At 72.4% G+C, this 16,434-nt stretch carries 16 protein-coding genes; 10 read left to right on the top strand and 6 right to left on the bottom strand.

Going from position 1 to position 16,434, the window contains the following annotated elements:
- Window positions 1-2: 2 nt before the first annotated feature.
- Together AQJ11_RS07550 and AQJ11_RS07545 are read right to left on the bottom strand one after the other, a co-directional pair.
- Complete coding sequence (locus AQJ11_RS07550) at window positions 3-770, bottom strand: GNAT family N-acetyltransferase (RefSeq protein WP_059262334.1); 768 nt, start codon at window positions 768-770, stop codon at window positions 3-5.
- Window positions 771-1,319: 549 nt separating this feature from the next.
- A complete protein-coding gene (locus AQJ11_RS07545; RefSeq protein ID WP_059262333.1) occupies window positions 1,320-2,324 on the bottom strand; it encodes an ArsR/SmtB family transcription factor in 1,005 nt (334 codons plus the stop codon).
- 68 nt (window positions 2,325-2,392) lie between these two features.
- On the opposite strand from AQJ11_RS07545, the gene AQJ11_RS07540 reads away from it, so the two are divergent.
- From AQJ11_RS07540 to AQJ11_RS07515, 6 genes are all read left to right on the top strand, one after another.
- Window positions 2,393-3,613, top strand: coding sequence for an MFS transporter (locus AQJ11_RS07540; RefSeq protein ID WP_058083423.1), 1,221 nt, complete (start codon window positions 2,393-2,395; stop codon window positions 3,611-3,613).
- Window positions 3,614-3,693: 80 nt separating this feature from the next.
- Window positions 3,694-4,245, top strand: coding sequence for a YciI family protein (locus AQJ11_RS07535; RefSeq protein WP_059262332.1), 552 nt, complete (start codon window positions 3,694-3,696; stop codon window positions 4,243-4,245).
- A 386-nt stretch (window positions 4,246-4,631) separates the two neighbouring features.
- Window positions 4,632-5,369: a flavodoxin family protein gene (locus tag AQJ11_RS07530; protein ID WP_014677015.1), complete on the top strand. Its 738-nt coding sequence runs from the start codon at window positions 4,632-4,634 to the stop codon at window positions 5,367-5,369.
- A gap of 297 nt (window positions 5,370-5,666) precedes the next feature.
- A complete protein-coding gene (locus AQJ11_RS07525) occupies window positions 5,667-6,338 on the top strand; it encodes a HEAT repeat domain-containing protein (RefSeq protein ID WP_059262331.1) in 672 nt (223 codons plus the stop codon).
- Between the two features lie 3 nt (window positions 6,339-6,341).
- Complete coding sequence (locus AQJ11_RS07520) at window positions 6,342-7,358, top strand: MerR family transcriptional regulator (RefSeq protein WP_059262330.1); 1,017 nt, start codon at window positions 6,342-6,344, stop codon at window positions 7,356-7,358.
- 94 nt (window positions 7,359-7,452) lie between these two features.
- Entirely contained in the window at window positions 7,453-8,151 is a 699-nt protein-coding gene (locus AQJ11_RS07515; RefSeq protein ID WP_208616458.1) for a VOC family protein, read from the top strand.
- Between the two features lie 32 nt (window positions 8,152-8,183).
- Here AQJ11_RS07515 and AQJ11_RS07510 read toward each other — a convergent pair whose 3' ends face one another.
- Window positions 8,184-9,071 carry a helix-turn-helix domain-containing protein gene (locus tag AQJ11_RS07510; protein ID WP_059262329.1) on the bottom strand — a complete coding sequence of 296 codons (888 nt, stop codon included), beginning with the start codon at window positions 9,069-9,071 and terminating at the stop codon, window positions 8,184-8,186.
- Window positions 9,072-9,266: 195 nt separating this feature from the next.
- Here AQJ11_RS07510 and AQJ11_RS07505 point away from each other — a divergent pair, with 195 nt between their 5' ends.
- The 3 genes from AQJ11_RS07505 (at window position 9,267) to AQJ11_RS07495 (ending at window position 10,956) form a co-directional block, all read left to right on the top strand.
- The gene (locus tag AQJ11_RS07505; RefSeq protein ID WP_059262328.1) at window positions 9,267-9,674 is read left to right on the top strand and encodes a (R)-mandelonitrile lyase; all 408 of its coding nucleotides are present in this window, start codon (window positions 9,267-9,269) and stop codon (window positions 9,672-9,674) included.
- A 27-nt stretch (window positions 9,675-9,701) separates the two neighbouring features.
- Complete coding sequence (locus tag AQJ11_RS07500; protein ID WP_014677021.1) at window positions 9,702-10,028, top strand: carboxymuconolactone decarboxylase family protein; 327 nt, start codon at window positions 9,702-9,704, stop codon at window positions 10,026-10,028.
- Window positions 10,029-10,230: 202 nt separating this feature from the next.
- Window positions 10,231-10,956, top strand: coding sequence for an SDR family NAD(P)-dependent oxidoreductase (locus AQJ11_RS07495; RefSeq protein ID WP_058083430.1), 726 nt, complete (start codon window positions 10,231-10,233; stop codon window positions 10,954-10,956).
- 34 nt (window positions 10,957-10,990) lie between these two features.
- Here the strand turns inward: AQJ11_RS07495 and AQJ11_RS07490 are convergent, their stop codons facing one another.
- A complete protein-coding gene (locus AQJ11_RS07490) occupies window positions 10,991-11,650 on the bottom strand; it encodes a dienelactone hydrolase family protein (RefSeq protein WP_059262327.1) in 660 nt (219 codons plus the stop codon).
- A 133-nt stretch (window positions 11,651-11,783) separates the two neighbouring features.
- Window positions 11,784-12,404: a CAP domain-containing protein gene (locus AQJ11_RS07485; RefSeq protein ID WP_244218147.1), complete on the bottom strand. Its 621-nt coding sequence runs from the start codon at window positions 12,402-12,404 to the stop codon at window positions 11,784-11,786.
- A 532-nt stretch (window positions 12,405-12,936) separates the two neighbouring features.
- Here AQJ11_RS07485 and AQJ11_RS07480 point away from each other — a divergent pair.
- Window positions 12,937-15,099 (top strand): ATP-binding SpoIIE family protein phosphatase, encoded by a 2,163-nt coding sequence (locus AQJ11_RS07480; RefSeq protein ID WP_059262325.1) that lies wholly within the window; start codon window positions 12,937-12,939, stop codon window positions 15,097-15,099.
- Window positions 15,100-15,184: 85 nt separating this feature from the next.
- On the opposite strand, the gene AQJ11_RS07475 is transcribed toward AQJ11_RS07480, so the two are convergent.
- Entirely contained in the window at window positions 15,185-16,369 is a 1,185-nt protein-coding gene (locus tag AQJ11_RS07475; protein WP_059262324.1) for a beta-ketoacyl-[acyl-carrier-protein] synthase family protein, read from the bottom strand.
- Window positions 16,370-16,434 lie beyond the last annotated feature (65 nt).

Genomic DNA, 16,434 nt, shown 5'->3' with positions numbered 1-16,434 from the left:
GGTCACCCTTCGAGGCTCATGTACAGACGAGTGCCTTGGGGCCGGTAGCCGACGCGTTCGTACACGCGGCGGGACCCTTCGCCCGAGTACTCCAGCCAGACCGATCGTGCTCCTTGACGGAACATGGCCTCGGTCAGCGCGGACGTGACCGAGGCGGCGACTCCGCGGCCCCGGAAGGCGGGCCGGGTCCCCACACCCGCCAGCTCGGAGGTGCCCACGGCCGGCGCCGAGCAGGAGGCCGCCCCGGCGCATCCGCCGTCGGGAGCCCGGACGAACCGGACGGCACCGCCGTTCTCCTGAGTGCGCCGCAGCCGGGCGGCACCTTCGGCAGAGGGCGTGAAGTCACCGGCGAACGCCTCGGACAGGGCAGCGTCGATCGCCGCATAGTCCTCATCCGTGCGCGGAATCTCCACGGCGGGTCCGGCGGCTGCCCGGTGGCCGTTCGGCCGCGGGGTCAACGTGCCGGGAGTGCAGACCATGTATGCGTGCACCGCCTCCGTGGTGAAGCCCGCCCGGCGCAGTGCCGGGGCCACGGCAGGCGCGGCGTCGGGGGCGAACTCCAGCCGTGGCGTGAGTCCGCGTTCGCGGAACGCCTCGATCAGCGCGGCGACGTCCCGGTCGGTTGGACGGACGCCGGGCACGGGGGTCGCGTAGTTGACGTAGGGGCTGGTCGTCGCCGGATCGAATCCCGCGACGAAGCCGCCGGTCTCGACCGCTGCGGGGCGGCGGCGGAGGTTGGCGACGGCAAAGCTCTGGACGGCGATGTCCACGGTGTTGTCCTCACTGGGGATACAGACGGAGCGCGCTGCCGCCGCACCGGCGGAACGGTAACAACGCGCAAGGCCGGCGTACCGGCCACGGCCGGGGACCGCCTCCGAACAGGGGAGGCGGGGCGGTGGTTCGGCCACCGCATCGTCGGGCCGCCGTGAGGAGACGGACGCGGCACCGGTGAGCGCTGCCCCTGACGGAGACGGCTCAGTGCCGACGGCGACCGCTGCGGGACGCCGTGATCAATTGGCTTCAGTCCTTCGCCGTGAGTGGGTACATGCCGGACGCTGGGTGGAGGCTCCCACATCGGTGAGGAGGCGAGCAAGCGGGAATGCCGCCGGCCTGGGCCTGACGCCTTGCTCGACGACCCCGCACACCCACGCCCGGGCCCGGGTCCGGGCCGGGTCCAGGAGACAATCCGCCCCGTGGATGACGCGTTCACACTCCTTCGGGCATCGAGGCGTTGTGAGTGAAGTCCGCCGAAGAGCTCGGTTCTGGAGAGACCGCCCATGTGCCTCCCCCCGACTGAGCCCACGCCGTCTCGCGGTGCCTTACCCCCTCTCCCGGTTCCGGCTCCGGGTGACGGGTACCGGCCCCGACGCCTCCAGGAGCATCTCCCCGGCCACCGTCCGGACGTACAGCACCGACCGTCCGGCGCGCCGTCGCTCCACCAGACCGGCGTCCAGCAGCACCCGCAGGTGCCCGCCCACCGACCCCAGCGCCTGCCCGGTCACGGCGACCAGTTGGGTCGTGCTCATGGGAGTGCCGAGCAGCGTCAGCAATCCGGCCCGCGCGGTCCCGATGAGCGCCCCGAGCCCGGCCGGCACGGGCCGCCGGTCGTGGTCCTCGGCGAGTACGCCGAGACACGGGTAGACGACGGCGTACCGCTCCCGCCCCTCCCACGACACCCACCCGGTCCTCGGCGTCACCGGCATGAACAGCAGTTCGGCCCCGGCGGCCACCTCCCGGGGCGGATACGCGTGCGGGTTGACCTGGAACCGGCTCTCCCCGAGCCACCGCATCCCCGGCCGCAGCGAGTCCAGCACGGCCGCCCAGCCTCCCTGGTTCACCCGCGCGGTCCGCGCGACCATGTCGGCCTCCAGGATGCGCCGCCGACGGTCCCAGTACGGCCGTACGGTCTCCTCCCAGACGGAGGTCAGCAGCGCGGTCGCCCGCTCGGGCAGGTCGTCACGCTCCAGGGCCGCGGGCAGCGGGCCGCGGAGGGACACGCGGAGGTTGGCCCGCGCCTGGTCGGCCCCCGCCGCCCGCACCCGGGCCACGGTCCCCTCGAAGCTCTCGCCGACGCATGAGGTGGGGCAGAAGAAGTCGGCGATCCACGAGGTGCCGAGTGCCGCCCGCACGAGATGCGCGGCCACCGGGTCGGTCGCGAGGCGCGCGCGGTAGCCGGGCAGGTGCGCGCGCAGCCATGCCTCCTCGCCCGGGTGGGAGCCGGTTCCCGCGTGCAGCAGCTTCAGGCTCGCGAAGGTCTCGGCGAAGGGGGAGAGCACGAACCGGCTGCGGGCGAGGGTGTCGGTGCCGATCTGCCAGAGGCCCATGCGTACGATCTTTCGTCTGTGGCCGAAACATTAAACACGGCCCGAGGACCGCTCCGAGACTGCGACGCATGCGCAGCTACCGAGCCTTGTTCCGCACCCCGGAGTTCACCCCGTTCCTGCTCTCCTTCGCCGCCTTCGCCGCGGCCCAGACGATCGGCGGCCTGGCCCTCGGCACGCTGGTCTTCCGGGTCACCGGCTCCCCACTCCTGTCGGCGGTGAGCATGTTCGGCCCGCAACTGGCGCAGTTGCTGGGGGCCGCGTTCCTGCTCTCGGGCGCCGACCGCCTGCCCTCGCGTGCGATCCTGTCCGGCCTCGCCCTCGCCTTCGCGGGCGCCACGGCGGTGCTGGCGCTGCCCGGCCTGCCGGTCTGGGCGGTCTTCGCCGTCGTCGTCGCACAGGGGCTGGTCGCCTCGCTGGGCGGGGGAGTGCGCGGGGGACTGCTGAACGAGATCCTGTCCAAGGACGGCTACGTCCTGGGCCGTTCGGTCTTCAACATGCTCTGGGGCCTGACGCAGGTGGGCGGGTTCGCGACGGGCGGCGCACTGCTGGCGCTGCTGTCCCCGCGAACGTGTCTGCTCCTCGCGGCGGCGCTGTACCTGGTGTCGGCCCTCGTCACCCGCCTGAGTCTCACGGCCCGCCCGCCGCGCTCCTCCGGCCGCCCGTCCGTCTCCGCGACCTGGCGCACCAACGCCCTCCTGTGGTCCTCGCGCCCGCGCCGCCTGACGTACCTGGGCCTGTGGGTCCCCAACGGCCTGGTGGTCGGGAGCGATTCGCTCTACGTCTCCTACGCCCCCGCAGCCGCCGGCACGCTGTACGCGTTCGGGGCCCTGGGCATGTTCCTGGGCGACATGGCGGTGGGCCGCCTGGTACCGCCCGCGGTGCGCCCCCGTCTCGCGATCCCGCTGCGGCTGCTGCTGGCGGCTCCCTACCTGTTCTTCGTGCTACGGCCGGGAGTGGCGCTGTCGGCCGTGGCCGTCACCGTCGCTTCCGTCGGCTTCGCCGCGAGCCTGGTCCTCCAGGAACGCCTGATGTCCCTCACCCCCGACGACCTCGCGGGCCAGGCCCTCGGCCTGCACGCCACCGGAATGGCCGCACTCCAGGGCGTCGGCGCCGCCCTCGCGGGCACGCTGGCCCAGCTGACCTCCCCGGCCACGGCGATGACGCTGATGGCAGCCGCCTCGGTCACCGTGACCCTGGCCCTCGCGGCGCTGGACAGGCACGGGAAGCGGCAGCCGGCCGATTCCGGTACGCGCCCGGGCGCGGCGCCGGAACCCGCCGCCGCGGACTAGCCAGGCACCACCCATGCCGCCGAGGGGCAGCGCTGTGAAACCCGTTCGACCTGGTCACCCCCGTGCGGAGATCCTTGGGCATGGAGTTCCTCTCTTACCACCGCGACCGGCCCGGCTCCCTGCCCCTGCGCGAGGAGCTACGGGAGGAACATTGGTCGTACATGGACCAGTACGCGAAGGAGATGATCGCCCGGGGCCCGACCCTGGCCGCCGACGGCCACACACCCACCGGCAGCGTGCACATCGTCGACCTGCCCGACCCCGCCGCTGCCCGCGCGTTCGCCTTCGACGAGCCGAACCACCAGGCCGGCGTCTACCGGGACGTGCTGCTGCGACGGTGGCGCAACACGCTGGGGCGCAGCATGTGGGACTTCCCCGGCGGCCGGACCGGCGGCAGCCGGTACCTGGTACTGGGACTCGGCTCGGGGCAAGCCGCCGACCTCGCAGTCCCCTCCGACCGGGACGGGTTGATCGCCTACGGGCCGCTGCTGTCGGACGACGGCGCCACCTGGCTGGGGACGGCGGCGTTGGTCCGCGCTGCGGACCCGGACACGGCACGCGCCCTCCTGACCCCGGACCGGTACGACGCCGTCGAGGTGCACAACTGGCAGTTCGGCGGGCGCCCTTCCTAGGCCCTGTCGTCAAACTCCCGTCTGCCGCGCGACGCCATGCACGCACTCTCGCCGCACCGGGCCCCGACCCAAGTACATCCAGTACGAGGGCCAGGGCCCGGCACTCCCCCAGCCTTCGGCCGGGGGGACCCCCAGAGCACGCACCTGACGCCGCGCGGCCCGCCCTCCGGGCGGACGACGGGAGTTTGACGACAGGACCTAGCCCCCCGAACCCCTCCGGGCCGTCGGTGCCCCCCCCGAGCCGCTGTCGGGCCGCTTCCGGTGCGCGGGGTGCCCCGGCCATTCGGAGGCGTTGTGGTGGCGCCTGCCGGAGGCGGCCCACACGCTTGGTCTGGATGCGGGCGCGCCGCCGTGCAGGGGTGGCGGCAGGATTCTGGGAGGACCGTATGACCGCTTCGCCGCCGTCTACCGAGACACCTCCGGCCCGGTACGACGACCTGCGGGCCCTGGTGATCAACTGCACCCTCAAGCGCTCGCCGGAGACGAGCAACACCCAGGGTCTGATCGACCGGAGCACCGGCATCCTGGCCGCCCAGGGCGTACGGGTCGATGTCGTCCGGGCGGTGGACCACGACATCGCCACCGGCGTGTGGCCCGACATGAGGGACCACGGCTGGGAGACGGACGCCTGGCCGGACCTGTACCGGCAGGTCATGGCGGCCGACATCCTCGTGCTGGCCGGACCGATCTGGCTCGGCGACAACAGCTCGGTGATGAAGCAGGTGATCGAGCGCCTCTACGCCTGCTCCAGTCTGCTGAACGACGCCGGTCAGTACGCGTACTACGGCCGTGTCGGCGGCTGCTTGATCACCGGCAACGAGGACGGCGTCAAGCACTGCGCCATGAACGTCCTCTACAGCCTCCAGCACCTGGGGTACACCATCCCTCCCCAGGCCGACGCGGGATGGATCGGTGAGGCAGGGCCCGGACCGTCCTACCTCGACCCCGGCTCGGGCGGGCCGCAGAACGACTTCACCAACCGCAACACCACGTTCATGACCTGGAACCTGCTGCACCTGGCGCGGGCGCTGAAGGACCTGGGAGGCATCCCCGCCTACGGCAACCAGCGCACCGCCTGGGACGCCGGCTGCCGCCACGACTACGAGAACCCCGAGCACCGGTAGCCATGACCGCGCGGTGCGTGCCGGCCGGTGGAGCCATGTCGGCCGGGCTGAGGACGCCGGAGCCGAGGTCCCGGTAGAACAAGCCCACCTGCACGGCCGCGGCCGAGTCAGCCGGGGTCCCGACGCCGGCCGTCCCCGGCTCCCACTCCACGGGCCCACCGGTACGGGCGCGGAGCCCGGCCTGACTCGGCGCTCCTGCCGGCCCGGCCCGGCCCGGCCGCCGTACCTCCGCGCAGCGGGCTGTTTGACCTTGACACGGTGACAAGGTCTTCACTGCTCGTCGAGGAGGTGGTCTCGATGACGATCCCGAGACAGGACACGGATGCGGTACGAGTGCTCCAGCGGCTGGAGGACAGCCGGCCGTCCGTGCGGCTGCGGGCCGCCATGACGATCGGCACGACACCCGACCCGCGCTTCGTCGACAAGCTCATCGAGCGAAGCGCGATCGAGCCCGAGTTCTTCGTCCGCGACATGCTGACCTGGGCGCTCACCCGCCATCCGGTGTCCGTGACGCTGCCCGGACTGCTCCGCGAGGTCCGCTCGGAGCGCCCGCAGGCCCGGAGCCAGGCGCTGCACACACTGTCCAAGATCGGGGACCGTCAGGCATGGCCGGCGATCACACGGACACTCCTGTCCGACGCCGACGACGAGGTGGCGCGAAGCGCCTGGCGCGCCGCCGTCGTGCTCGTGCCGGAAGGCGAGGAATCCGCGTTGGCCACGGCGCTGGCGACGCAGCTCGGGCGCGGTGAGCGGGAGACGCGGCTGAGTCTCAGCCGGGCACTGGTCGCACTGGGTGAAGTGATCGTGCCGGCTCTCCGATCTGCGACGATGGCCCCTGACCCGCGCACCCGGGCGCACGCGCTCGCCACACAACGGCTGCTGCGCGACCCGGACGCCGGGTTCGACTTCGCGATCGAGGAGGCGAAGCGCGTCGTAGCCCTCGGCGGGCCCGGCCAGGAGGAACGATGAGGCGTGTTGATCGGTGAGGTGGCACGGCGGTCGGGGGTCAGCGCCCGCATGCTCCGGCATTACGAGTCGCTCGGTCTGGTGCGCCCTTCGGGCCGTACCGGCTCCGGATACCGGGAGTACTCCCGCGAGGACATGCGCAGGATCTTCCACATCGAGAGCCTGCGGTCGCTGGGACTGTCGCTGCGCGAGATCGCACGCGCGCTCGACGATCCCGGCTTCACCCCCTCGGCGCTCGTCGACGACCTCGTCCGTCAGACGCGCGACCGCATCGCGGCCGAGACCGAGCTGCTCACACGCCTCCGCCGCATCCGCGCCGCGGACCCCGCCGGCTGGGAGGACGCCCTCCAAGTCGTCGCGCTGCTCCAGGCGCTCGGGTCGAAGAGCGCCGATGCGCGCCAGCGCGCGGCCCTCTCCTCGGCCGACGAGGTTCCGGTACCGGTGGAGGCCCTGGTCGAGGCGGCACTCGGCGAGACAGAGCCGAACGTCGCCGGAGCCCTTCGATGGGCGCTGGCGCGATCCGGCGACGGAGGCACGGCGCTGCTGGCGGAGGGCCTCGGCTCACCGGTGGCCGCGGTGCGGGAACGTGCCGTCCAGTGCCTCGCCGAGATGCCCGGTGCCGAAGCCTCCGAGCAGTTGCGGAACGCGCTCGCGGACCCCGATGCCGTGGTGCGCGGGCACGCGGCTCTGGCACTCGGCACACGTGGTGCGGTGGATGTGGTCCCGACGCTCATCGACATGATCGTGTCGGGAAGGAACGACACCGACGCGGCCGATGCGCTGGGCGTGCTGGCCGCCGACACCGCGACGGCGGATCAGATCGCGGCCATGCTCGTCGACCGCCTGGCCCACGACACGACCGAAGCACCTGCACGCGGGCGGCTGACCCAGGCGCTGGCGGGCATCCCGGGAACGAGGGCGACAACTGCCCTCGTGGCATTGTCACATGACACGGACCGTGCCGTCGCGCTGACCGCGGCATACCTCCTTCGGCTACGCGGGGCGGGCGCGGACGGCCCGTAACGCGCCCGCCGGGTCGCCGCGCGTACGTGTCCGCCCTCACGCACCGGACCCGGCGCGCGAGGGCGTTGTCAGTCCTGCCCGCTAGATTGAACGCGTGACATACGTCGAGGGTGAGATCGAGCGTGTCCGGCCGCAGCGGTTCCATGAGACCGAGGGCCTGGAGGACTGGCGTGTCCTGGGTGAGGGGGCCTGTGCGTATTTCCGCGCGGGGTCGTTGGCCGCTGGTGCGAGACTCGTGCAGGCGATCAGCGAACTGCCCGACGCCGAGGCGGGACACCCCGACATCGACGTGCGATACGACGGCGTGACCGTGCGACTGATCACGCTCACCGACGACTTCTACGGACTGAGCGAGCGGGACGTCGAACTCGCCCGGGGCATATCGGCCTTGGCGCGCACGCTCGGGATCCCGGCGGACCCGTCCGCCGTTCAGACCGTCCAGGTCACCGTCGACGCGCTCGCGGGGCCGGATGTGGTGCGGTTCTGGCGTGCGCTGCTCGGCTACACCGATCGAGCGAACAGCCCTGAGGACTTGATCGACCCGCACCGCCGCGGGGCGCCCTTCTATTTCCAGCGGATGGACTCACCACGTCCGCAGCGCAACCGGGTGCACGTCGACGTCTGGGTGCCCTATGACCAGGCCGAAGCGCGCATAGCGGCGGCCGTTGCCGTCGGCGGCCGGTTGGTGAGCGATGCCCATGCGCCGTCGCACTGGGTGCTGGCCGACCCGGAAGGCAACGAAGCCTGCGTCGGAACCGCCGGCTGGACCGGCCCGGAGCCCACGCGGCGGTGACCGTGTCCACCGGACGGGCAGTCAGCCGGCGGCTAGCGGTCGTCCGCCGGAGCGGGCCGGACCGGGACGTCCGTCTCCTGCGTGGCGGACCAGGAGGCGAGGAGCCGCAGGGCCTCGTGCTCCGGTGTACCGGGGGCGGCGCTGTAGGCGGTGAGCGTCAGGCCGGGCAGCGCCGGTAGTTCCATGGCGTCGAAGTCCAGGGTGAGGGCACCGACGGCCGGGTGCCGGAAGGACTTGCGGCCGGTGTGGTGCAGGCGCACGTTGTGTTCGGCCCAGGCTGTGCGGAACTCCTCGCTGCGGGTGACGAGTTCGCCGATGAGCCCGGTCAGGCCGCTGTCGTGCGGGGCACGTCCGGCCTCGGTGCGCAACAGGGACACGGTGGTGTTCACGGACTCCTCCCAGTCCGGGAAGAAGTCCCGGCCTCGTGGGTGGAGGAACTGGAACCGGGCGATGTTGACCGACCGGGTGGTGCGGTCGGGGAAGAGAGGGGAGTACAGCGCGCGGCCGAGGCGATTGGTGGCCAGGATGTCCAGGCGGCCGTTGCGCAGGAAGGCGGGGGAGTCGGTCATGGACTCAAGGACGCGCAGGACGCTGTCCGGCAGCGGGCCACTGCGTCTGGTGCGCCGGACGGGACGTTTGGCGGCGGCGCGGGCCAGGTCGTGGAGGTGGGCGCGTTCGGCCTCGTCGAGCTGGAGGGCGTTCGCGACGGCGCCGAGGACTTCTTCCGAGGCGCCGGCGAGGTGGCCGCGCTCCAGGCGGACGTAGTAGTCGACGCTGACACCGGCGAGCAGGGCGACTTCCTCCCGGCGCAGACCCGGCACGCGCCGGTTGCCGCCGTACGCGGGCAGGCCCGCCTGCTGCGGGGTGATCCTGGCGCGGCGGGACGACAGGAACTCGCGGACATCGCTCTCCGGTCTCACGATGGTCAGGCTATGCCGGATGCCGCGCGTGTGGGGGGTCCTGTCAGTACCTGGAACAGCAGGCCCTTCCCCACCCCACCGGCCTGCGGTCTCCTCGATGACGGCGGCTGCGCCCGAGAAGATCGCCGACGGGCCCGAGGCGTCCTTTCGCCGCCTGATCCATCCCCGAACCCGCACCTCCGACAGGGACGCACCATGGAATTCGTCAAACAGCAGGCCACGGTCAAGGCCCCCGCGCACTGGTTCACCGGCGACGTCTGGTTCGACGTGCTCTACGCCGGCCAGGAGCCCTCCCGGATGCGTGCCAACATGGTCCGCTTCTCCCCGGGCGCCCGTACCCACTGGCACTCCCACGTCCTGGGCCAGACCCTGCACGTCGTCTCCGGCATCGCCCTGATCGGCACCCGCGACGGCACCGTCCTCGAAGCGCACCCCGGCGAGACCGTGACCTGCCCCCCGAACGAGGAACACTGGCACGGCGCCACCGCCGACCGCTTCATGGAACACATCGCGATGTGGGAGGGCAAGGGCGACGGCAGCGAGGAAACCACCTGGAACGAACCCGTCACCGACGAGCAGTACCACCGCCCCCGCAGCCGCTGACCCGCGCCGAACCGACAAGGACCTCCGATGACCGACCAGCCCCTCCAGACCGGCGGCGGGCGCCGTACCCTCGGTGACTTCGCCCCGAAGCTCGCCGAGCTCACCGACGACGTCCTGTTCGAGGACGTGTGGAACCGCCCCGAGCTCGCCGCCCGCGACCGCAGCCTGATCACCGTCGCCGCGCTCGTCGCCGGGGGCGACGCCGACCAGCTCCGCTTCCACCTCGGACGCGCGAAGGAGAACGGCGTCACCGAGACCGAACTCATCGAGGCGATCACCCACCTCGCCTTCTACGCCGGCTGGCCCAAGGCCATGACGGCGATCACGACCGCGAAGCAGGTCTTCGCAGCCTGACAATGGGGAGGAGCCGCCGGGCTCCTCCCCTCCCGGCAGCGTATGCGCACACGGACCCGGCACCCGGACCGGCCCGGGGACCGGCCCGGACGGAAGGAGGCATTCCCATGCGAGGAGCAGTCCGGCACGATACCGAAGCGGCCCTCACACTCCCAGCGGTGGCGTCCTCCCGGACATCGCGCGGACGGCAGGAGGTGCGGCCTTGAGCCGGATCCTGGTGACCGGCTCCGCGGACGGCCTCGGACGTGCCGCGGCCGACTCGCTGCTGTCCGCCGGACACGAGGTCGTGGTGCACGCCCGCAGCGAGGAGCGCGCGGCGGCCCTCGACCCGCTGGTCGGCCGCGGGGCGCGCCTCGTGGTCGGCGACTTCACGGACCGCGACGCCGTACGGCGCATCGCCGCCGAACTGAACGACGCGGAGCCGCTCGACGCCGTCATCCACAACGCCGGGGTCTGGAGCGGGCCGGCCGTCATGCCGGTCAACATCGTCGCCCCGTACCTGCTGACGGCCCTGCTCCGCGGCCCGCGGCGCCTGGTGTACCTCAGCAGCGGCTCGCACTTCGGCGGCCGGCCCCTGCTCGACGGTGTCGACTGGCGGGGACGGAGCGCGGGGTCGTACGCCGACAGCAAGCTGTTCGTCACGACACTCGCGACCGCGGTGGCCCGCCTCCGCCCCGGCGTGCTCGGCAACGCCGTGGACCCGGGCTGGGTACCGACGAAGATGGGCGGGCCGAACGCACCGGACGACCTCGAACTCGGCCATCGGACGCAGGAGTGGCTGGCCGCCGGCGACGACCCCGAGGCGCTCACCACCGGCGGGTACTGGTACCACCGCGAGCGGCAGGAGCCGCACCGCGCGGTCCATGACGAGGCGTTCCAGGACCGTCTGCTGCGGGCGCTGGCGCAGGAGACGGGTACCGCGCTCTGAAGGGGACCCGTGACCTCTCGGTGGTGTGGACCGGTCACTCCGTCGCAGGCAAGCACTCGGCGAGCAGGTCGACGACGTCGCGCCAGGCCCGCTGTGCGTGCCGTGGGTGGTGGCCGACGCCGGGCAGCACGGTGTGGTCGACCGGTGGGTGGTGGAAGGCGTGCAAGGCGCCGCCGTAGACCACGAGGCGCCAGTCGACGTCCGCGGCCCGCATCTCGGCGGTGAACGCGTCGCGTTGCGCGGGCGGCATGATCGGGTCTTCCGACCCGACCCCGGCCCACACCGGGCAGCGAATGCGCGCCGCCTCGCCCGGTCGGCCCGTGGTCAGTCCGTTGACTGTCGCGATCGCGCGCAGGTCGACGCCGTCGCGCCCGAGTTCCAGCGCGATCGCGCCCCCGGTGCCGTAGCCGACGGCGGCGATCCGGTCGGGGTCGGCGAGCAGCGGCATGCAACGGGCCAGCATCTCCTCGGGGTCGCCCACATAGCGCCCGCCGTGGAGGTCGAAGGCCAGCGCCACGTATCCCAGCTCGGCGAGCGCATCGGCCCGGCGGCGCTCGACATCGCTGAGCCCCATCCCCTCGGGTCCGATCAGGACCGCGGGCCGGCAGCCGACACCGGCGGGGAGCGCGAGGTACCCGACCATCGTGAGGCCGTCGGCCGGGTACTCGACCGCACGCGTGGTAATCGTCACCATGAGAGGGACGGTAGTGACCGTCGAGTCCGGTCGGGCGGTTGTTCTGCCGCCGGCAGAACAACCCGGGTGCGCTTCTGAAATACGGCGGAGCTACTCAAAACCGAGGATCGAAACGTCAGCCGAAGCCGGTGCGTCACTGCTGGCAGCTCCCGAAGGTGACGACGTACGTTCCGGCTCCGCTCGCGTCCGTGCCGGCCGGATCGGCGGCACCGGGCTGGGCCCAGCGCCCGATCTCACGCAGCCCGGGATCGAGGATGTTCGCCCGGTGCGGCGGTGAGTTCATCCACCAGTTGACGGCGGCGTCCGGCGTCCCCTGGCCTCCCCAACCGGTGTAGGCGATCTCGGCGAACCGCCAGGACACGGGGTTCGGGCAGTAGCCCGCTCCCTGGATACGGCTCTGCGGTGTCGAGCCCGTCTGCGGGTTGGTGTGCGGGTCCTTGCCCGGTCCCCACCACTTCTGCTCCACGGACGCCGAGGCGTGCTCGTGAGCCGCTGAAGTCAGGTTCTGGTTGTAGGTCAGGGCCGGCAAACCCTGTTGCGCGCGCTGGGCGTTGATGAGACACACGACCGCTTCCCTCACCTGGAAGTTGCGGCGGTTGGCAAGCTGGGTGTGACTGAGGCTCGGAGCGCGAGCGGAGGCCACGCAGTCCTGGGCCCAGGCCGGTGACGCGGTGAACGGTACGAGTGTCGTCGACAGTGCTCCGGCCACCGCGAGACCCACTGCGGTGGCGGTAAGCGAGGCCCGGTTTCTCATGGAAGTTCCACCTCCCGCGATCACGAACAGAAATGCCGATCGGCGCGCGGGGCTCCCCGAAACTTGGATCCACCTTTCAGACTGCCATCCGGCCACCCTGATCGCTATTCGGTGCGGGGCGGACCGGATCATCCGCGCACCGGACGTGCCACGCCTGCTGGCAGGCCAAGCGGGAGAGTGTCAGCGGGATTTGGCACGTCCGGTAGCGCGGTGCCGTCGCAAGTCACAGGCCGCCAGGGCGATTTCGCACTCGACCACCCTTCTCCGCCCGCAGACAGGGAGTACCGGCGGGGGCAGGGCGATCCGCGAGACGGAGTCGGCCCCACCGGCCGCTCCTCCTCCGTCACCGTCCGCGTTCGGCACCGACCGCTCCTCCTCCCTCACGGTCCGCGTTCGGTCCGCGATTCGCTGGTGTGGGCGAAGCGGCCCCTGCTGTTATTCAATGAGGTGTGCGGTCAGGGATCTCGGGACCCCCGTCGCACGGGTCCGAGTACGGCCCCGGCGCTGCGCCGGGGATTGCTGAGAGAGCTGCATGGACTCCACACCCTCCCCATCGTCCTCTTCGGCTTTCGACCTGGTCAGCAGGGCCTTGGGGCGCTACATCCCGCGCGGCGGAGCGGCACCGGACGCCGGTCCCGCCGACGCGCGGGCCGACCGCACCAGGCGCCGGCGCGGCGCGGAGGACCCGGCGGCCGGGCGTCAGGAGCAGATCCTCGGCGCGGTCAACCTGGACAGGGATCTGATCATCACCCGCTGCAATCTCGACGCCCCGGTGTTCGCCGGTCTCGACGCCGTGGTCGGCAAGCCGTTCGTCAATCTCCTGCCCCACGGGGACGTACCGACGGTCACCCGGCGGTTGCGTCAGGTCGTGGAGACCGGTGAGGCGCACGTGGCCCGGATCCAGCGCCTGCGGCGCGCCGACGGGTCGGAGCTGGTCGTCTCGATGAGCATCCTGCCCGCCGCGGCACCTGAGGAGGGACTGACCGTCTCCCTGATCGCGATGGCCAGGAGGCTGCACCTCTACGCCGCCGAGACCGCGATCGGCACCTCGCTGGACATCGGCGAGACCGCGCAGTCACTGGCGGAGTCCCTGTTGGCCTGGGGAGACGTGGCCGCCGTCGACCTCGACTTCGCCGTGTGGACGGGCGAGGGAGTCACCGGCCAGGCGAAGGGACGTATCCGGCTACGGCGGGCGGCCCTGGTGCCGGACCGGGCGTGGCCCGAGGGCTACGTGACCCCGGGCGAGGATCTCCCCGGCGACGCGAGTCGCCTACTGGCGCAGGCGGTACTGCGGGACGACGCCCCGCAGACCATCGTCATACCCGACCGGGAGGCGGTCGAGCGGGTGCTCGGCAGTCCACGGGTCGTGCGGGCCCTCGTGCCCGGTGACCGGTCGGCGGGTGTGGCGTGCATCCCGCTCGTCCTGGACGGCGCGCCGCCCGTCGTACTGGGCGTGGCGGAGGTCTGGCGGCGGGCGGACTTCCCCTTCCGCGACAACGAGCTGCTCGACCTACAGGAGCTGGTGGCCAGGACCGCCCACCACGTCGACCTGGCGCGTCAGCACCAGCGCGAGCACACGCAGGTGCTGGCCCTGCAGCGCCGGCTCCTGCCCCGGACCGGCGGCGACACCATCGAGATCGCCAGCGTCTACCAGCCCGCCACCCCCGACAGCGCGGGCGTCGGCGGTGACTGGGTGAACAGCTTCCCGCTGCCGGACGGCCGCACCGCGCTGGTGGTCGGCGACGTCGTCGGACACGGCCTGGGCGCCGCGGCGACCATGGGCCAGCTGAGCATGGAGGCGCGCGCGCTGCTGTCCGCCGGGCTCGCGCCGGACGAGGTACTGGAGCACCTGGACGAGACCGTCTCGCTGCTGGACGACGCCGACACCGGGCTGACAGCCGGCTACAGCGCCCTCGGCTCGACCTGCTGCATCGCCCTCTACGACCCGGTCAGCCACCGCGTGACACTGTCCAGCGCCGGCCACCTCCCGCCGGTCCTGGTCTCCCCGGACGGGCGTGCGGGCCCGCTTGAGGTCCGTCCCCACCCCGGCCTCGGTGCCGAGTTCGCGCTGCGGGAACCGTTCGACGTGCACACGTTCGGCGCGCCCCCGGGCTCCCTGCTCGCCCTGTACACCGACGGCCTGGTGGAGGATCCGGCCGTGTCGATCGACGAGGGCATCGGCAGGCTGGCGGACGCCGTGTCCACGGTGCACCCCTGGGACACCCTCCAGCGGGCGGCACGGCACGTCGTCTCCGCGCTGGCACCCGCGCGCCAGCGCGACGACGTGACCCTGCTGCTCGCCCGGATGATCGGCTACCGCAAGGGGGACACCGCGACCTGGCGGCTGCCCGCCCGCGACGACGCCCCCGCCCGTGCCCGCACGCAGGTCTCCGTGCTGCTGCGGCAGTGGCGCACCAAGGACGACACCCGGGACGACGTGGTGCTGCTGATCAGCGAGCTGGTCACGAACGCCGTGCGCTTCGCCACCGGCCCCGTCACGGTACGGCTGATCAGGTCCGGCCGCGGCCTGCTGTGCGAGGTGGGCGACACCGGCAGCGGCAGCCCGCGTCTGAGGCGGGGCGGCCTGCTCGACGACGGCGGTCGCGGCCTGCACATCGCGCACAGGCTCACCACCCGCTGGGGGGTCCGGTGGACGGACACCGGCAAGGTGGTCTGGGCGAGAGTCGCGACGTGACGCGGCTGCGCCTGTACGGGTGGTGCGGGCACCTGGTACCGGTACGGCCTGGTACCGGTACCGGTACGGGCGGTACGGCGCCGTACTACAGCCACTCCCCTTCCAGGGCGGTGGCGGTGAGGCCCGGTGCCGCCGCGTAGAGAACGGTGCGACTGCCCGGCTTCTGCCCGGCGTCATGCGCCCGCCGCAGGATGTCGAACACGGCGGCGCCTCCGCGGTTGCCGGTGGTGTAGCTGTCCCGGCTGTAGTCCAGCAGCCCCGACGGCCAGGTGTCGGGCATCGTCTGCTCCATGTACTCCAGCACCCGGGTCCCGCCGGGGTGCGCGAGCAGCACGTCGGGGTGCCAGGCGTCGGGGTGGTCCTGGTAACGGACGCGCAGCCACTCCCACATCGCGGTGACCGTCTCCTGCACGGCACGCGGCCCGCGCCGGTCCATCACGAAGTGGGTGCCGTCCGCCCGCGTCTCCAGGCGGTGCAGGTCCTGGGTGCCGGGCAGGGTGTGATGCCAGGCGGCGTCCAGCCGCAGCACCGACTCGCGCCGGGGGCGGCCCGTGACCACCGCGGCGACGGCGGTGTCCGCGAACAGCAACCGGACGATCAGCGACTCAAGGGTGTCGTCGGCGGGCTGGTACGTCGTGCTCAGCGCCTCCGAGATGACGACCAGGACCACTCGGTCGGGGTCCGCGGCCACGAGGTCCGCGGCCAGCGCCAGGGAGCGGGTGCCCGCGACACAGGCCCACTGCGTGGCCGGCAGCAGCATCACGTCGTTGCGGAGCGCCAGCTTGTTGGCCAGGGCTGTGTCCAGACCGGGCAGCGCCGGGGTGGTGGAGTGACTGGTGATCAGACAGTCGATGTCCGAGGCGTCCAACCCGGCGATCTGGAGGGCCCCGCGCGCCGCGTGCTCGCCGTAGGACCGCACGGCCTCCCAGGCCGGTCCGGTGCGCTCCTGGACGGTCTGCGGCGTGGGTATCGCCTCAAGTGCGGCGATCACGCGGTCCACGTCCTGCCGGCTGAACCCGTCGCGTGCCAGCGCTTCTTGGGCCGGCCCGACGCCGACAGCCCGCAGACCGCCGCCATCGCCGGGCGCGACGGCGGTCTCCAGCGGCAGCATCCACCCGCGGGTCTCGATGCCCGTACTGGCCGCGATGCCGTCGATGCGCGGCGCCCAGGCCGCGTGCGGGTGCCGGTCGCGCACCTCCGCCACGATCTGGCTGGTCTGCACGGGGTGCTCGCCGTGTATCACGGCAGGAGGACAGAGGTAAGCGGCCATGGGGCACCTTCCCAGCGGAACAGAAGGAACAGGAGGAACAGGGAGAAGGGTGGGATGTCACCGGT

Origin of the sequence: Streptomyces corchorusii, from assembly GCF_001514055.1 — a bacterium.
In the GTDB taxonomy this organism is placed as follows: Bacteria; Actinomycetota; Actinomycetes; order Streptomycetales; family Streptomycetaceae; genus Streptomyces; species Streptomyces olivaceoviridis.
The sequence above is the reverse complement of the archived record's forward strand: the minus strand, read 5'-3'. Positions and strand labels throughout refer to the sequence as shown.